Origin of the sequence: Listeria sp. LM90SB2, assembly GCF_028867355.1 — a bacterium.
Lineage (GTDB): Bacteria > Bacillota > Bacilli > Lactobacillales > Listeriaceae > Listeria > Listeria monocytogenes_B.
Genome location: NZ_CP046449.1, coordinates 451,431 through 468,394, shown reverse-complemented (window position 1 = coordinate 468,394; position 16,964 = coordinate 451,431). Strand labels below are relative to the sequence as shown.

Sequence of the window (16,964 nt, the reverse complement as noted above, 5' to 3'; positions counted from 1 at the left end):
TTTTCCTATGCTTTTATTTACCAGACCAGCCTTGTTTAAAGCCTTGAGCAAATGCACGAGTCTTATTTACGCCTGTTTTCACAGCCCAAATGGAACTATAAACAGATAGTTTAGCTGCCGTTCCAGCAACATTTCCAGTTTTCCGTGCAACTTTCTCTACCTTTGCTCCGATTTCTTCACCAATTTCTTCTATCGGTTTCGCCATTTCTAGCACCTCCAAAGCACTTGTCTTTCCTTCATCATAAAGCAATCAATCGGATTATTCAAGCTGCTTCCTCTTTATCCTTTTCACTAATACGCTTCCTTTCGCTATGATGAATTTCTAGCTAATTCATCTAACCTCGACATTCTGATTAATCTCCATTTACTTAGACAACTACTGTCTTTTTAGCAAAATATGTAATTTTTTTATCATTTTTTTGATTTTCTGAACATTTTCATTGAATTTCTTTGTAAAAAGTACAAAAAACGGCTGATTTAACTTGTGCATTAACTCACATTATGCATATAATAATTTTGTTAGACAAAAAGGGAGAGGAAGATGTATATGACGGGATTAGGAACTTTATTGTTTCTAGTAGGTATTGGTGTATTGATTTTTGGACTGGTGAGCTTTAGAAGGAAAAATTGGCCTCGTAAAAAAACACAAATCATTATTATTAGTTCTATTTTAGCTATTATTATTGGTGTTGGAATTATTCCGACCACAGACGAGGAAGCCTCAACTGAAGAACCAACCAAACAAGAAGAAAAAACGGAGAAAGTTGATAATACCCCAATTTTAAAAGCAGAAACGACTTTTACAACAGATGATGAAGGTACCTTGGTCGTCGAAGGGAAAACAAATCCAGGGGCAGAAGTAACGCTTGATTTCGTTGCAATTCCTGACGCCGTGACTACAGCTGATGAGAACGGCGCTTTCAGTCTTTCTGTAAATCAACTGGATAAAGCACAAGATGCCGTTCTTTCTATTGTCATTGATGGCCAAACGAAAGAACAAACGCTTAAACTAGCACTAACCCCTGCTTACGAAACAAAACTTACTGCTAAAGCGGAAGCAGAGCGAGTAGCCGCGGAAAAAGCGGAAGCAGAACGAGTAGAACGCGAACGTGTAGCAGCGGAAGAAAAACGCGCAGCTGATGCAAAAATTGCGGCTGAAAAGAAAGCCGAAGAAGCTAGAGTGGCAGCCGAGAAAAAAGCTGCGGAAGAAAAACGGGTTGCAGCAGAACGTTCAAAAGCTGCAGCTGCACAACCGGACACGAGTAACGAACAAGGACAAATGGTTTATATCACTGCTACTGGCAAAAGATATCATTATGATCAAAATTGTCGCGGCTTAAATAACTCTAATGGCGAAACTGCTGTGACAGTTGCTCAAGCAAAGGCACAAGGCTTAACTTTATGTAAATTTGAACAATAAAAATAAAGCAAAATTTCTTATCATGAGAAATTTTGCTTTTCTATTTGTTTTTAATTGAATTTAGGCTAGATTCATGGTAAATTTAGATAGATAATATCGGTAAAATATACTAATGTAAAGCAATCCCTACTTTAATTATACAACAAGAGGTTCTTTACAGTCAAGTATTATTTTTCGAAAAAAATTGGGGGATAAATATATGAAACCATATGTACTCAAGTTTCAAGAAATACGGCCGCATTCAGAAGCACTTGTCGGTGGTAAAGGAATGAATTTAGGTGCTTGCTCTAATATCGAAGGAGTACATGTTCCCGCAGGTTTTTGCCTGACAACAGAAGCTTACAAGCGAACCTTAGCGGAAAACAATGAATTTACGCAACTGCTCCAACGCCTTTCTTCCCTAAAAACAAGTGACATGGATGCTATTAGAGAAATCAGCGAAACGATTCGAACGCTTATTCAACATACACAAATCCCCTCTGAAATAGCGAGTTATATGGATGCTACGCTTTTAGATGTGGGTGGGTATGAGATGCCTTTCGCCGTACGTTCTAGCGCCACTGCCGAAGACCTTCCCCACGCTTCCTTCGCTGGGCAACATGATACGTATTTAAATATTATTGGTAAAGATGCCTTATTACAACATATCAGTATGTGCTGGGCTTCTTTGTTTACCGAACGCGCGATTATTTATCGCATTCAAAATCAGTTCGATCATCGTAAAGTCCAACTTGCCGTCGTTATTCAACAAATGATTTCCCCCGAAGCATCCGGAATCCTATTTACGGCTGATCCAATTACATCGAATCGCAAATCCCTCTCTATCGATGCCAGTTTCGGGCTAGGTGAAGCGCTTGTTTCCGGTTTAGTTTCTGCTGACTCATACACAGTCCGAGAAAATACTATTACGAACAAAATAATCGCTACTAAAAAACTCGCCATTTACAGTTTAAAAGAAGGTGGAACGGAGACTCGCATACTTGAAAAATCACAACAAACCAAGCAAACATTAACTGACCAACAAATAATACAACTTGCGAAACTTGGTAGAAAAATCGAAGCCTATTTTGGGAAACCACAAGATATTGAATGGTGTTTAGCGGAAGGTGCTTTTTACATTGTTCAGAGTCGACCTATCACGACTTTATATCCAATTCCAGAAGTAAACGAACCCGGCAATCGTGTTTATATTTCTGTTGCACATCAGCAAATGATGACTGACGCGATGAAACCACTGGGACTTTCCTTTTATTTAATGACGACTCCCGCCACGATGTATACATCAGGAGGGCGGTTGTTTGTCGATATTACTCAGAGCCTGTCAGCCAAAGTTTCTCGCGATATGATGGTCAATTCACTCGGTCAATCAGACCCACTTATTAAAGATGCCTTGCTCACTGTAATTAACAAAAAAGGATTCCTGCCTCCACTACCAACCGAGGAAAATCCAAGCCATGCGACCGTTTCTGGAAAACCACCCGTACGTAGCATTCCTGATTCATCTAGCGTTTTTGAATTAGTTCGAAACAGCGAAAACTCCATAAAACACTTGAAGCAATCCATCGAAACGAAAAGCGGATCTGATTTGTTTGATTTTATCGTAGAGGATTTGGAAGAATTAAAGCGAGTTTTATTTAATCCTACTAGTATTGATGCCATTATGGCAGGTATGGACGCTTCAGCTTGGTTAAATGAACATATCTACCAGTGGCTCGGAGAAAAAAATGTCGCCGATAAACTGTCAGAATCAGCCCCAAACAATATTACTTCACAAATGGGACTTGAATTATTAGATGTAGCTGACGTCATTCGCCCCTACCCTGCTGTCAGAGCCTATTTAGAACAAACGAAAAACCCTGATTTCATGAATGAACTAGCTACTTTAGAAGGTGGTGCAGAAACCAAAAAAGCGCTAGAAGATTACCTTCAAAAATACGGGATGCGCTGTGCGGGTGAAATTGACTTAACCAAAACTCGTTGGATTGAAAACCCGCTAACGCTTATTCCGCTGATTTTAAGTAACATCAAAAATTTCGACTCCGGCGCGAGTATGCACAAATTTGCCCAGGGAGAAAAAGAAGCTTTCCATAAAGAACAAGAAATCCTAAGACGTTTGCAAGAGCTTCCGGACGGGGAACAAAAAGCGATGGAAACAAAAGAAAAAATCGATATTTTACGTCATTTCATCGGCTATCGTGAGTATCCTAAATATGGGATGATTAATCGCTACTTTATTTACAAACTGGCTTTACTTCGAGCTGGCGAACAACTTGTAAAAGATGGCATTCTGCAAGAGCAAGAAGATATTTATTTTCTTTACTTTGAGGAACTGCGCGAAGTCGTGCGTACTGGTCAAGTTGATTACGAACTTATTAACGTTCGAAAACGTGATTTCGCCACTTTTGAAAAATTAACGCCACCACGCATCCTTACTTCTGATGGGGAAATGATTAACGGCGAATACAAACGCGAAAATCTCCCTAAAGACGCCATTCTTGGACTTCCAGTTTCATCAGGGACAGTTGAAGGTCGCGCTCGCGTCATTTTAGATATGGAAAAAGCGGATTTAGAAGATGGCGATATTCTTGTTACGGCTTATACTGACCCTAGTTGGACTCCCGCATTTGTATCTATTAAAGGACTTGTGACCGAGGTTGGCGGGCTTATGACGCACGGAGCAGTGATTGCGCGCGAATACGGCCTTCCCGCTGTCGTGGGTGTCGAAAATGCAACTACCATTATAAAAGATGGCCAGCAAATTCGCATCAATGGGACAGAAGGCTATATTGAGATTCTTGATTAAACCAAAAACCCAGTAATCTCCATTTTAGGATATACTGGGTTTTTTAATTATGCTTTTTTTCTCCAAATATAAAACGCGGATGATGAAAGTAATATCCCGGCGAATAGTGTTTGCCACGGGTTATTATCTCCAGTTTTCGGAAGTTTAGCTGTTGTTAGTTCTGGAGTATTTTCCCCTGCTGTTACTGTGATGTTATTATTTTGGACTGGCATACTAGTTGCACTCGGTTCATTTATAGTGATTGATCCATTGGTAGGTTTCGAGTCTGATTCGTCAGATGGGCTAGGAATAAGTGGCGTTTCTTTACTGAAATGTGCGTACAAAGTAATATCGTTCGCAGGCATTTTCATCGTGTTAAAATCCCATTTTGTTCCGCCTACTTCTGCGTCATACCACCCATCGAAAAGGAAACCTTGTTTGGTTGGAGCAGTCGGTTCATTAAGTAAGGTATCATATGTTATCGTTTCATTCGTTACCGAACCATCTATATCAAAATTAGCTTGATAGTTGTTGATGGTAAAATGCGCATATAAAGTGACATCATTTGCGGGAATTTTCATTGTTTTGAAATCCCACTTATTACCGCCTGTTTCTGCGTCATACCAGCCATCAAATGTATAACCTTGTTTAGTTGGAGTCGCCGGTTCATTGAGTAAGGTATCGTATACTATTGCTTCATTCGTTACCGCACCATCTATATCAAAATTCACTTGGTAACTGCTGACAGTAAAATGTGCATATAAAGTAACATCATTTGCGGGCATTTTCATCGTTTTGAAATCCCACTTATTACCGCCTGTTTCTGCGTCATACCAACCATCGAATGTATAACCTTGTTTGGTTGGAGCGGTCGGTTCATTGAGCAAAGTATCGTATACTACCGCTTCATTCATTACTGCGCCATCTATATCAAAATTCACTTGATAACTATTTACGGAAAAATGGGCATATAGCATGAGATCATTTGCAGGCATTTGCCCAGTTGTAAAGTCCCATTTTGTTCCACCTGTTTCGGCGTCGTACCAACCATCAAATGTATAACCTTGTTTGGTCGGGTTCGCAGGTTCTGGAATTAGATCTTCTTCTGTTACAGTTTTTACTTCGCTTGTATTGCCGTCTATATTAAATGTGACATTGTAGTCTACTGGCTCATTTAGCGGTTGAATTATGATACCAGTATAACTACTTGTGGTTGATCCCACCGCCACATCTTGCTTGAATGTATATCTTACTTCTGGAAGATAGCTCGGCGAAGACCAATTCACGTTTGGCGCGTCGTAGGTTCCATTATTGCTAATTGTCTTAGGAGTAACTAGTGTTCCATCTATGCTAGTTATATTATTCGGAACAGATAATGTCTTCGAAAAATTACGTGCTGGTTTTTTTATCACCTGATTTGCAAAGTCAGCGGAATCCATTTTACTTAAACTTGCTAATGGTCTTATGTCTGTAATATGATTTTGCGATAAAAATAAAGTAGTTAAATTAGTTAATCCACCAATCACTTCCATATCTTCATTCCCAAGTTGATTATTATTCAAGAATAAAGAATTCAATTGGGAAAGATTATTTAGAACAGATATATCACTAATTTGGTTACTACCAACGTTCAACATTTTTAATTTAGTTAAATCTTTAACCGCATTAATATCGCTAATTTGATTGGTACCGATTTCTAGCCAAGTTAATTGTGATAGATTAGCTAATGGGCTTAAATCAGTAATTTTATTATTTCCTATCTTTAAAGAATTTAGCCTTGTCATATTAGCTACAGGAGTAATATCAGTAATTTGATTCACATATGCTGTAAAATAATGTAAACTTGTCAAACTAGCTAGCGGACTTATATCTTCAATTTGATTATAATTCAAACTTAAACTATATAAGTCGGTTAAATTGGCTATTGGTGTCACATCTTTTACTTTAGACTCCGTGACTGTCAAATAATTCAAACCTGTCATATTGCTTAACGGACTTAAATCACTGAGGTTATGATTAGCCCCCAAATTCAAAGAATACATTTTAGTTAAATTTGCTAATGGACTAATATCGCTAATATTATCTTCATTAAGATATAGCTCCCTTAAATTAGTTAAGTTTTGCAAGGCACTAATATCAGTGATTTTATTAGTTCCAATATACAGATTCGTTAATTTAACTAAATTACTTAATGGGCTAATATCAGTAATTTGGTTTCCATTAAGGTTTAAGTACTCCAAATTAGTTAAATACTCGATCCCTTGAATGGAGGCTACTTTTTCCCCGGCTACTACTAATTTCGTAATGCTTTCTAATTCTTCTTGTGTCACTACATCTGTGACACTTGCTTTTTGAAGCACTGCTCGTATTCCTTCTGCTAAATCTGCATCTGGGAAAATTTGATTAATCGGGGCTGGTAGCGTGGCTAAAGTTGCTGCTTTAACCTCATTATTACCCTGAATACCTAATACCATGAACAAAAGGCTCAAGACAGTCATTATGGAAATTAATTGTTTAAAAAAATTATTTTTCGCTTTCATTTTAGTACCTTCCTTCAACTAAGCTTACTTACAATCATTATTATGGCTTATTGATTGTAACACCGTATTTTGAAGTAGTTGTCTAATTTTAATATGCAAATTTCCGCTTCTTATTTTTGTTTCTTAGATACCTAAGTAGCAACCATGAAAACACGTGACATAAATTTGACAATAATTTTTAAATTAGTTGGTTCAAACAAAAAAACACACTAATCGCTTAGTGTGTTTTAATTCGGCACAATTAAATCTGTATCGGGGTCTTTGCTTTTTTTGTTTGTCGATTTTATCTCTACGAAAACTTTATGTGGTAAACAAACAATGGTGTCACCGGCTTTGGATTTCCAGCCCATTTTGACGCCTACTTGGTCTGGACTGTTGTCTTCTTTTATTCGAATCCGCTCGCCATCTACTTCCATCAAATTATATTGCGCGCCTTTTCCTTTAATCGTAAACTGCTCATTTCCTTTGTGCCCAGTTAGCGGGATTTCCCGAACCACTTTGCCATCTTGTGAAATAACTGCTACGACATCATCGCCCACGTGCTTTGCTTCAGCGACAGAAAATAATATTAGTGGTAAAAACGAACCCAAGATTAGTAAAATAATAATTACAAAATCAAACGGACGTACCATTTTCATATATTGACGCATTTTCTCTCCTAACTAGCTATTATGATTAGCGTTAAAATCCAAGCTAACTCCCGGTTCATCAAATGCGATTTCTGTTACATCATATGTTAAGCGTTTGATGTAGTCAATTAGTGGATTGGATAAGCCTTCAACATCTACAGCTTCTAAATCGGAAAAATCTCCAAAAAAGTCTTTTAATTGAATAATACGGCTGATTCTACCGTCAATCCGGAAATTTTCAAGGACTAATAAAAAAGGAATTGTGATTTTAAAAATTTTTCCTTTTGACATAAGTTCCACATTTCCATTGACTGGCTCGACTTCATGGACCTCTAATTCAATTTTGTTTTCGAATTGCTCATTTTCTTCCATGATTGTTTCAAAATTATACTTTTCTACGACAATTTTATTAGTTACGATATCCATAAAATTCACCTCATTTGTAGTATGTACCCCGTATATTACACGATAACTAAGTTCCTAGCAAATCAATACTACCACGTAATTTCGATGCGATTGCCTTCTGGGTCTAGCACGACACTTTCGTAGTATCCGTCTCCTGTCATTCTTGGTTCACCCGCAATTGCAAAACCATCTTGTCTTAGTTTTTCAGTTAGCTCATCTACTGCTTCTTTTGTTCCTGTTGAAATAGCGATGTGCGCCCAGCCTAAGTTTTCCCCAGTTGTTTTTCCTGTTACATCCGTCCGACTCATAATTTCAAGTCTTGCTCCGTCTTCAAACGAAAGAAAGTAAGAATTGAAGCCTTTTGTTTTGTTTTCATATAAATCATTGGCCGTTGCACCAAAATAAGTGACGTAAAATTGCTTCATTTGTTCTAAATTAGTTGTCCATAATGCAACATGTTCTATTTTCATTTAAAATCCTCCTTATTATAAAAAAATAGCTGCTGATATCCAGTATACCACTGCTGCCAAAAGTCCAGCTAGTGGTAACGTGATAAACCAAGTTACAACCATATTTTTTCCCGTACGCCAATTGACTTCTTTTTTATGGTTAGCTGTTCCGACACCCATAATCGAGCTGTCAATAACTTGCGTAGTGCTGACTGGCAAATGAATCAAAGTAGCTGTCATGATTACAGAAAGTGAGCTTAAATCGGACGCAACACCTGTAACTGGGGTGATTTTCATGATTTTAGTTCCTACTGTTTTGATGATTCGATAACCACCAACAGACGATCCAATCGCCATCGATGCCGCACAACTTACTTGCACCCAAAAAGGAATACCAGCTGACTCTTTCAAAAGCCCACTCGCAACTAAAGCAAGCGTGATAATTCCCATCGTTTTTTGGGCATCATTTGTGCCGTGTGAATATGCTTGGGCGGCAGCTGTTCCAATTTGGATAAAACGAAAGCGTCGATTCATCTTCCCAAGCTTTTTGTCGTGAAAAAGATGCTTAAAGAGTGAATAAATCAAATAACCTACTGTAAAACCGATAATCGGCGAGATAATGAGTGCAATAATAATAGTTGTAAATCCTGACCAATTAAGCACGCTAAAACTACTGGCTGATGCGATGGAGGCCCCAGCTATCGCACCGATAAGCGCATGCGAGGAACTACTAGGCATGCCAACAAGCCAAGTCATCAAATTCCAAATCACTGCCGCAATTAAGCCGCATAAAACGACAAACTCTCCATTATTAAGCGAAAATGGATCTACAATACTTTTGGTGAGCGATTCAGCTACTCCGGTAAACGAAATGGCTCCCAGAAAATTCATGACTGCCGCAATTCCAATTGCCACTCGCGGTTTTAAAGCTCTAGTTGAAATACTTGTGGCCACAGCATTTGCAATATCATGAAATCCATTTATAAAATCAAATGCTAAGCCCATTATAACGATAATAACCGTAATTAAAATAACCGTATCCATTCAGCAGTTCCCCTTGTCGATATTCACTTTTTTATTGTCTATACCCCTTTTATAGAAATATAAAAAGAATCTGCTCCTGTATTAGGTAGCAGATTCTCGTTGGTGTTATTAAAAATCTTCAAAATTATCCATATCGTACTCGTACCCGTCGTCATAATCATAGTTATAACCGTCCATCATATTATGCATTCCACCATCATTCACCGCAAAAAAGATTATAAAAATAAAAGCCATAATCGCCATTAATGTATTTAGTACCGCAATACCAATACCACTAATTAGTAGTCCTAAATTTTGCTTCATGACTTCTCCTTTATTACGTACGATCAGGTAAATAACAAGAATAATAATGACATTAATGAAAACCATTAACAGACACCAAAGAATTGCGTTCATTCCGCGTTGTTCAGCATCTTTATAAATCCAAATTGCTAAAAGGACTTTTGCTGCTAGTCCTAAAAAAATCGCAAAAATAAAAAATATTGGTAAGAACGTTATCATTCCCATTTTGTCCCCTCATCTTCTTTAGAATTTGTTTTGTATTCTTTTTTTGTAATTGTTAAAATTCCTGCAATCAAAAATAAAATTCCGTGAATAGTAAATACTTGCAATCCACCCAAAACGATAAAACAAACGCCTAATGTTTTTACTTTTGGCCCGTCACTTTTAACTTTAAATGCACCGATAAATCCAAAAACTGCTGATCCGAGTGCAAAAAATGCAGCAACTACTGAAAAGAAAGTAATTATCCCAAGTACAATCGTTTCTTCTGAGCTACTATAATAACCAAAAGTATCAGCTACCATTAGGGTATTAAGTCCAAAAATAATGGTATACAACATAGCACCTAGAAAAGTTAAAATGCTTAATGAAGCCCCCACAATAAGTAATGTAAATTCTGTTTGTCTGTTCATTAAATCCTCCATATATTTAGTTATTATTCTTATAGTGTACCATGAAATAACCTATCACTAAACGAAAAATGGTAAAATTCACGAAAAATTCACGAAAAAACCACTTCCTAAAAAAGGAAGTAGCTTTTATTTTTTCTTCAAAATATCATTTGCTAAAGCAGTGAATGCATGAAAGTCGGAAAGCCTTGAAAGCTTCTCACCATATTCTTCGCGTACTAATTCTACTAGCAATTCATAAATATTAATGGCTTCTTCATAATCATTTTTGCTAATACATAATAAAAATACGGCGCGAACGGATTGTTTTTGATCCCATTTGATTGGTTTATCTAATATCCGAATAACGATTTTTGTTTCTTTGGCCATTAGTCCGAGTGGATGTGGGATTGCTATTCCGGTTCCGAGTACAGTTGAGCCTAATTTTTCACGTTCAAGAACCGATTGCAAGAAGCCTTCACCAACAATATTTTGTTGGCGTAATGAGTCAACCATTTCTTCTAAAATTGCTGTTTTGTTTGTCATACTGCTTCTGGCAAAAAAATCAGCTGTGAAAAAATTCGATAGAAAGCCGCGGTTAGGATCGGTTTGTTCTTGAATAATGGCACCAAGCATTTTTAATTCTTCATTGGTTGGGATATTGCTGATTTTGATGACCGGTTTATTTTTCTCAGGTATTCTAACGGTGGAGAGAATGATATCTTCTTCAATATGGATAAAACGGTTATATTCTTGGATTGAAACTACTTTTGTAATATCGAGATTACTCACTGCTGACTTTACTTTCGCTTCTACAATTCGTGCTGTTCCAAAGCCTGACCCACAAACAATCAAGGCTGATTTATGACGATAGTAAGAGATTTGATAATTCCGCTCTAAGGATGCCCCAATATGCAGCGCTAAATAGGCTAATTCATTTTGATTAATGTCATACGGGTAGTCTTTTTTTAGTGATTCCACTGCATCGAGCGTGATTTCGTAGGCTAAAGGGTAATAGCGTTTAATGTGCTCTGTCATTGGATTTTTGACGGTCATATGGTATTTTACTCGATATAACATGGAATGAATATGAGCAACAAGGTCCTTTTTAAGCTGCATATCATCTTGTAAATGATAAAAGTAATGGGACTCAATGCGGTTCAACATGCCTTCAATATACGCGTAATCATCAAATTCGCTAATTTCTTTATCTTCTACATTCAGAATTCGTTTGCTGGCGATTTGGAGAAGCAAATAATTTTTGTCCGCATCCGCAATGTCTATTTCGAAAAGCGACTCTATAATAGTAGACAATTTAGTCGCAATCGCGATTTCTTCTTCACTAACATCCGTTAATTCAAACTTTTCCAACGTATGACCGAGTTCAATTCGTTCCACCAAAATCATCATATGTAAAAGTAAGTTTTGAAGCGCTTCGTCTGTGAAACGAATGTTGGTCGCAAAAAAATAATCCGTCACAGCTGTCATTAATTTTTGCAGTTTATCTTTTTGTTTGTGCCATTCGAAAAATGTTTCTAAGTAGGATTCCGGGGCGTTTTTGGAAGCAATTAACGCGGTTAGAGCATAGCGCATTTTTTCTTCTTCTCCGATGATTTTCACGCCGCTACCTGGTTTTGAGACGAGCGTTAAATCATACACCGCAATAACTTTTCGTACTTGCTTCATATCATTTGAAATGGTTGCACGGCTAGCAAAAATCGTATCTGCCAAGTCTTCCAATTTAATATAGTCGTCGCTTGATAGCAGCATGAAAATCTCGTATTTCACGCGTTCTTCGGGATTATCAAGGTCAAAATAACCCGCATTTTTTGGTTTGTTTTTTTCGGCCTGAAAAGCTTGAAAAACCAACGAATCAAGGATTTCGATTTTGTATCCCGCGCCTCGAGTTAGCGTTATCGTTGCCCCGTGGCTTTCGAGAAATTCAGTTAGTTTAGCAATATCTGTTCGTATCGTACGTTCGGAAATATGTAAATCTTGGCTGAGTTTCTGAGCTGATAAGTGGCTACCCGCATCAAGGAGCATGCCATATAGTGTTTCCAAACGTTTATAAGCGAAATATCCCATTATTAGCAGCTCCTTTTTTAGGTAGTTAAGCGTTATTTTTCAAATAAATAGCTTTGTACTTTTGCATGTTTTAATCTCGTTTGTTTCTCGTTTGATTCGCTTTCATCCAAGTGGCGTTCCTTGCCTCGGAAAACTTCTGGGATGGTAATTTCTTTTTGTAAATATGGATTGAAAAAGCGTGTAATGAAGGCATCGGCGTCTTCGGCTTTTTTTACTGCACTAATAATCGCTCCATCTATTGTCGGAAGTGCCAGGCTATATGTGGCATCTAGCGTTTTTTCTTCATCGCGGTAAACATAAATCAAGCGGCCGTTTAGAAAATCAGACATTTGGTAAACTGGCGGGTTCGACAGATATTCTTTTGCTTTTTTCGCGATATCCGCTTCGTCAAAAGAGCTTTCGAATAAAGTTAGCGCAAATGTGGCATTTATTTCGCCAAGCAGTTGTGCGTCTGGTGTCGCAACGATTGACTCACCGGAAGCGCGACCAGGACGATATAGTAAATCAGTTTTACCCATATGGCTAAATGTGCGGAACAGGGTTAGCGAGATCGTATCGTAATTTTCGCCAATGATTTCATATTCGCGTACGCCCTCTGTCATTACAGCAACCCCATGAGCTTCATCGTGTAAGCTGACAAAACTTTGCATAGCTTCAATCGAAATTGGCGCTTCTTGCCATTCTTCTGCTTCCCATACATCCATTTCTGGAAGACGAACCGGACGCTGGATTGGTGCGAATAATTGATCAGCTGTTGAGAATTTGCTAGCAATTTCGGTGGCGAATGTAACACATAAACGATGACTCAATACTTGATTAGCAACTTGTACATCAAAGCGAATGAGTTCTTCATTTTTACGTAAAGAAATTACTGTTTTGATAGTCATTTCGTTACTTTTTTCACCATTTGCACGTTCTTCTAAATTATACGGTACATTTAACTTGAAGGAAATAGTTAATGTTTGGTTGACGCTTGATATACTAGACTCTAGGCTTTCCACTACCGCTTCTTCCGATGAGATTACAAGGTCTTTACGTGGTGGCGAATAGTTATACGAATCGCCATCATCGCCATTTTCCACAAAAAGCATTTGATCTGTATAGGTTCTGCCCGCTTTTTTATCATGAATCGTGAGTGAATTGTTGGCAGCTAGCTGGATTTCATAAAATTCGTTTTCGATTTTTGTCATGGTGGATTGTGTTGGTTCTTGCTCCGCTGTTTCTTTTTCTAAATTAAAGTAGATGGTGTCGTAGCCTAGCGCCGGAAGACTATTTACGTTTACTAGCATTGTTGCTAAAAAGACTTTTTCTGGCAAATAAATGGATTTGCTAGGATTTAGGTCGATATGTTGATTTAAGACGTAATCAGTTAGGTCTGTTTTTTCTAAAATCGTGTATTCAAGCGTGTTTCCTTGCGTATCTTCTATCTCGAAATTATCTTCTGGGATATACGCGGTCATTTTAATCACACCGCTTTTTTCGTATGGTAGTGGGTTGAAAACGGTAAATTGGAACGGTTGTTTTTGTTCGATTTTTTCGCTGATTAGGCGCATGTTTAAATCGAGTAAATTGGTCGCTAAATCCGAAGCCAATTTGTAACGATGTTTGACGTCGCGGTTGGTTGTATCACTATTACAGCCGCCAATGCTATCATGTGCAGCATTTTCAAACATTAACTTCCAAATTTCTGCGAGTTCATTGTGCGGATAGCGATTTCCAAGAGAGTAGCTGATGGAAAGAACCGGCTCTAATACATTACTTAAAAAGTTTTCGATTTCATTGTTTGCTTGTTTTAAATCAGCTCGAGTAGAGAAAATCGATTTGTGCAGCCGACTATGTTTTCCTTCTGTTAGTTCACCAGCAATGACTGGCAAATTGGTCACATCTTTTTCTAAGTCCGCGAAAAATGTTTCTGGTGATGCGATTTGGTATTCCCGCGTGCTATCTAATTCATTGAATTTCGCAACTAATTCTGGCAAATTTTCCCTAACTGGCGCTTGGTCTAAGCCATTTGGGAAATAGACATTTCGCGTTGAGGCCTTCTCTTCCAGAGCACCAATTTGATCATCCAAATAGGTTTTAAGTTCGGCTTCGTTTTCCGGAATGTTCGCGCCGTAGTAATAGCCAAACGGAATTTGCTCTGCTAGCATTTCCGTCCCATCATCACCGCGCCAGATAAATTCGGTTTGTTTTAAGCGATTATCGGCAACTCCGCGCCAAAACAGAAACTTTGAAATTCCAAATTCTTTATAAATTTGTGGCATGTTCCCGCCTTGTCCGAACGCATCCGGGACATAACCGACAGCCATGCTATGTCCCATTTCGCGTGCAATTCTCGTACCATATAACAAGTTTCTAACAATCGACTCTTGTGAAATGACTAATTGGTCCGTTTGTGTGTACCATGGCCCGGTAATAAGCCGTTTTTCAGCAATCAGTTTTTCTAATCTTGTTTTATCTTCCGGGCAGTAGTGCAAATAATCTTCTATTAACGAGCTTTGCGCATCCATTAAGTAAAAATGGTAATCGTCTTTCGCTTCCAATGTTTCAATTACTTCTTTTAAATGCTTCACTAAATAGATTGTTGAACGGCTTGAAGTGAAATACCATTCTCTATCCCAGTGCGAATGCGGAATTACGTGTACTTTCGTTTTAGCCATTTTCATTAAATCCTCCAACTATTATTTAATCTCTATTTCATCAAAACTAATATCGATATCATCCACAGCATCGTCTGCAGCAGCTGTTTCTTCTTCTGTGAAATTGACGAATAAGTTCGCACAAATTCCAATAATAAATGCACCAACCAAGCCACCAACTAAGTAAGCCCAGCCGTTACCAATAGTGAAGAAACCGTACATTCCACCAATCGGCGGCATTTTCACATAAGCGCCAAGTCCCATCGTTACGGCACTACCAATCGCGCAGGCAATCACATTTAGCGGAATTAATTTACCAGGGCTACGTAGTGTAAATGGAATCGCACCTTCCGTGACCCCAATTAGTCCCATGATTAGCGCGCCATTTCCAGCTTCTTTGAATGTAGTAGAATAATTCTTTTTGCGTAAAAGTGTTGCGATTCCGTAGCCAAGTGGCGGAATGCAAATTGCGACGTTGATCATGATTGAAGGTAGATAAATTCCACTCATAAATAGCGCGTTCCCAGCCATCCAAGCAGCTTTGTTTACAGGTCCACCAAGGTCAAATCCAATCATTGCTCCTAAAATAAGTGCTAGAATAATGACGTTTGTATCGTTTTTACACATTTCAGTTACCCAATCAAGTAACGTTTGGTTTAACCAACCAAGCGGTCCGCCGAGAATTAGTGACATCAGTATCCCCGTGGCACCAACTGTGATAAGTGGCAAAATAATTAGTGGTAAAGAACTTGCAGCAGGTCCAGTGATTCGAACATGTTTTTTCACCCAGTTTGTTAACCAACCTGCGAAGAAACCAGCGACAACGGCACCTAAGAAACCAGCATTTGTACTAGTAGCAAGGACCCCACCAACAAAACCAGCAGCAAGAGCAGGTTTTCCAGCGATTGAATAAGCGATATATCCCGCAAGTACTAAGTTAAGTAAGCCAATTGCCGCCCAACCTACATTTTGAAATAGATAAACATAATGATAAAATCCGCTTGCATCAGCATAAGCATCCAGATTTGTAACCCCGCCAATAATCCCAATCAATTTTGCAACAGCTACAACAAGTGAACCTGCGATAATGACTGGTAGCGCATAGGATATACCCGACATTAAGTGGTCTTTTGCTTCGTTTAATTTCCCTTTCATGACTTAGTTAGCCTCCTTTTGTTTACGTGCTTCAATTGCTGCAACTACTTTACTTAACACCGCTTCCCCGTTCGCAACACATTGACCAATTTTCACACGAACGACTGGTTTTCCTTTGAAACGCTCTTCCCCGTCGATTACTTTATCCGCCGCGATGATAACTACATCTGCCGCGCTCACTTCAGCTGGCGTGATTTCATCAATTGTCCCCATCGCTCCTTGTTGCTCAATTTTGACATCGTGTCCTAATTTTACTCCTGCTTTTTCTAATGCTTTTGCTGCCATTGGTGTGTGCGCAAGTCCTGCGATACATGACGTAACTCCTACAACTTTCATATTAATTCTCCTTCCAAATTATCTTTCAAGTAATCCATCAATTCGTGTTCCGTTTTAATCGTTAAAATTTGTTCTTGAAATGCTTCTTCTAGTAAATTCACAGCCACGCTAGATAAAATTTTCAGATGTTGCTGGCTGGCCTCACTAGCTGGAACTAATATGGCAAAAATGGCTTGTGCCTTAAAACCTTCTTTTGACTCCCAATCAATCGGTTCAGTGAGGCGAATGAAAAGCAGTTTTGCTTCTGATATTGCCTCTGTTTTCGCATGTGGAATAGCGATTAATTGTTGTACTGCTGTTGCGTATTCTTTTTCGCGAGCCCATAAGTCACGTTCCACCTGAGCTGAATTTGTTGTGATACCGATTTCTTCTGCCTTGTCTGCAATAAAAGCTAGCACTTCTTCTTTTGTGCGTAGATGCTGATTTAAAAATAATTGTTCTTCCGATACTATCATTTCGTCACCCCGTATTTTTTCAATGCCTTGCTTACAATTACATTCTAATGAAACCGATTACTTTTTTGAACATAAGGAATTTCCAGTTAAAGTGGAAAAAAATTAATACATACAAAAAAAGCCATAAACAAAGCA

Annotated in this window: 15 protein-coding genes; 2 read left to right on the top strand and 13 right to left on the bottom strand. The window is 38.3% G+C overall.

From position 1 onward, the window contains the following. Positions 1 to 13: 13 nt before the first annotated feature. A complete protein-coding gene (locus GL301_RS02240; RefSeq protein ID WP_003728115.1) occupies positions 14 to 205 on the bottom strand; it encodes a hypothetical protein in 192 nt (63 codons plus the stop codon). Positions 206 to 547: 342 nt separating this feature from the next. Between GL301_RS02240 and GL301_RS02235 the strand changes: the two genes are divergently transcribed. Together GL301_RS02235 and rph are read left to right on the top strand one after the other, a co-directional pair. Further along, positions 548 to 1,420, top strand: coding sequence for a cell envelope integrity TolA family protein (locus GL301_RS02235; protein ID WP_003741471.1), 873 nt, complete (start codon positions 548 to 550; stop codon positions 1,418 to 1,420). Between the two features lie 199 nt (positions 1,421 to 1,619). Next, positions 1,620 to 4,223 (top strand): rifamycin-inactivating phosphotransferase, encoded by a 2,604-nt coding sequence (gene rph, locus GL301_RS02230; RefSeq protein ID WP_117383258.1) that lies wholly within the window; start codon positions 1,620 to 1,622, stop codon positions 4,221 to 4,223. 47 nt (positions 4,224 to 4,270) lie between these two features. Here rph and GL301_RS02225 read toward each other — a convergent pair whose 3' ends face one another. The 12 genes from GL301_RS02225 to GL301_RS02170 all read right to left on the bottom strand — a co-directional run bounded on the left by GL301_RS02225 (position 4,271) and on the right by GL301_RS02170 (position 16,829). Continuing rightward, positions 4,271 to 6,742, bottom strand: a complete 2,472-nt coding sequence (locus tag GL301_RS02225; RefSeq protein ID WP_010958732.1) for an InlB B-repeat-containing protein — start codon at positions 6,740 to 6,742, stop codon at positions 4,271 to 4,273. Between the two features lie 227 nt (positions 6,743 to 6,969). Continuing rightward, positions 6,970 to 7,392, bottom strand: coding sequence for a NusG domain II-containing protein (locus tag GL301_RS02220; protein WP_003724338.1), 423 nt, complete (start codon positions 7,390 to 7,392; stop codon positions 6,970 to 6,972). Positions 7,393 to 7,404: 12 nt separating this feature from the next. Then, complete coding sequence (locus tag GL301_RS02215) at positions 7,405 to 7,797, bottom strand: DUF1149 family protein (protein ID WP_003724337.1); 393 nt, start codon at positions 7,795 to 7,797, stop codon at positions 7,405 to 7,407. A 68-nt stretch (positions 7,798 to 7,865) separates the two neighbouring features. Then, complete coding sequence (locus GL301_RS02210) at positions 7,866 to 8,246, bottom strand: VOC family protein (RefSeq protein ID WP_003728119.1); 381 nt, start codon at positions 8,244 to 8,246, stop codon at positions 7,866 to 7,868. Between the two features lie 15 nt (positions 8,247 to 8,261). After that, positions 8,262 to 9,269: an inorganic phosphate transporter gene (locus GL301_RS02205; protein ID WP_003723118.1), complete on the bottom strand. Its 1,008-nt coding sequence runs from the start codon at positions 9,267 to 9,269 to the stop codon at positions 8,262 to 8,264. A 108-nt stretch (positions 9,270 to 9,377) separates the two neighbouring features. Further along, a complete protein-coding gene (locus tag GL301_RS02200) occupies positions 9,378 to 9,776 on the bottom strand; it encodes a hypothetical protein (RefSeq protein WP_012681085.1) in 399 nt (132 codons plus the stop codon). Then, on the bottom strand, positions 9,767 to 10,183 hold the full coding sequence (locus tag GL301_RS02195) for a DUF4064 domain-containing protein (RefSeq protein ID WP_003724334.1): 417 nt from the start codon (positions 10,181 to 10,183) through the stop codon (positions 9,767 to 9,769). The genes GL301_RS02200 and GL301_RS02195 overlap by 10 nt, the downstream gene beginning before the upstream one ends. Positions 10,184 to 10,309: 126 nt before the next feature. Continuing rightward, positions 10,310 to 12,244, bottom strand: coding sequence for a BglG family transcription antiterminator (locus tag GL301_RS02190; RefSeq protein ID WP_117383256.1), 1,935 nt, complete (start codon positions 12,242 to 12,244; stop codon positions 10,310 to 10,312). 32 nt (positions 12,245 to 12,276) lie between these two features. After that, positions 12,277 to 14,904: a mannosylglycerate hydrolase gene (mngB, locus tag GL301_RS02185; RefSeq protein WP_074384935.1), complete on the bottom strand. Its 2,628-nt coding sequence runs from the start codon at positions 14,902 to 14,904 to the stop codon at positions 12,277 to 12,279. A 21-nt stretch (positions 14,905 to 14,925) separates the two neighbouring features. After that, the gene (locus GL301_RS02180; RefSeq protein ID WP_003723113.1) at positions 14,926 to 16,038 is read right to left on the bottom strand and encodes a PTS fructose transporter subunit IIC; all 1,113 of its coding nucleotides are present in this window, start codon (positions 16,036 to 16,038) and stop codon (positions 14,926 to 14,928) included. A gap of 3 nt (positions 16,039 to 16,041) precedes the next feature. Further along, complete coding sequence (locus GL301_RS02175; protein ID WP_003723112.1) at positions 16,042 to 16,374, bottom strand: PTS fructose transporter subunit IIB; 333 nt, start codon at positions 16,372 to 16,374, stop codon at positions 16,042 to 16,044. Further along, entirely contained in the window at positions 16,371 to 16,829 is a 459-nt protein-coding gene (locus tag GL301_RS02170; RefSeq protein WP_003728123.1) for a PTS sugar transporter subunit IIA, read from the bottom strand. Before GL301_RS02170 ends, GL301_RS02175 begins: the two co-directional genes overlap by 4 nt. Positions 16,830 to 16,964: the final 135 nt, after the last annotated feature.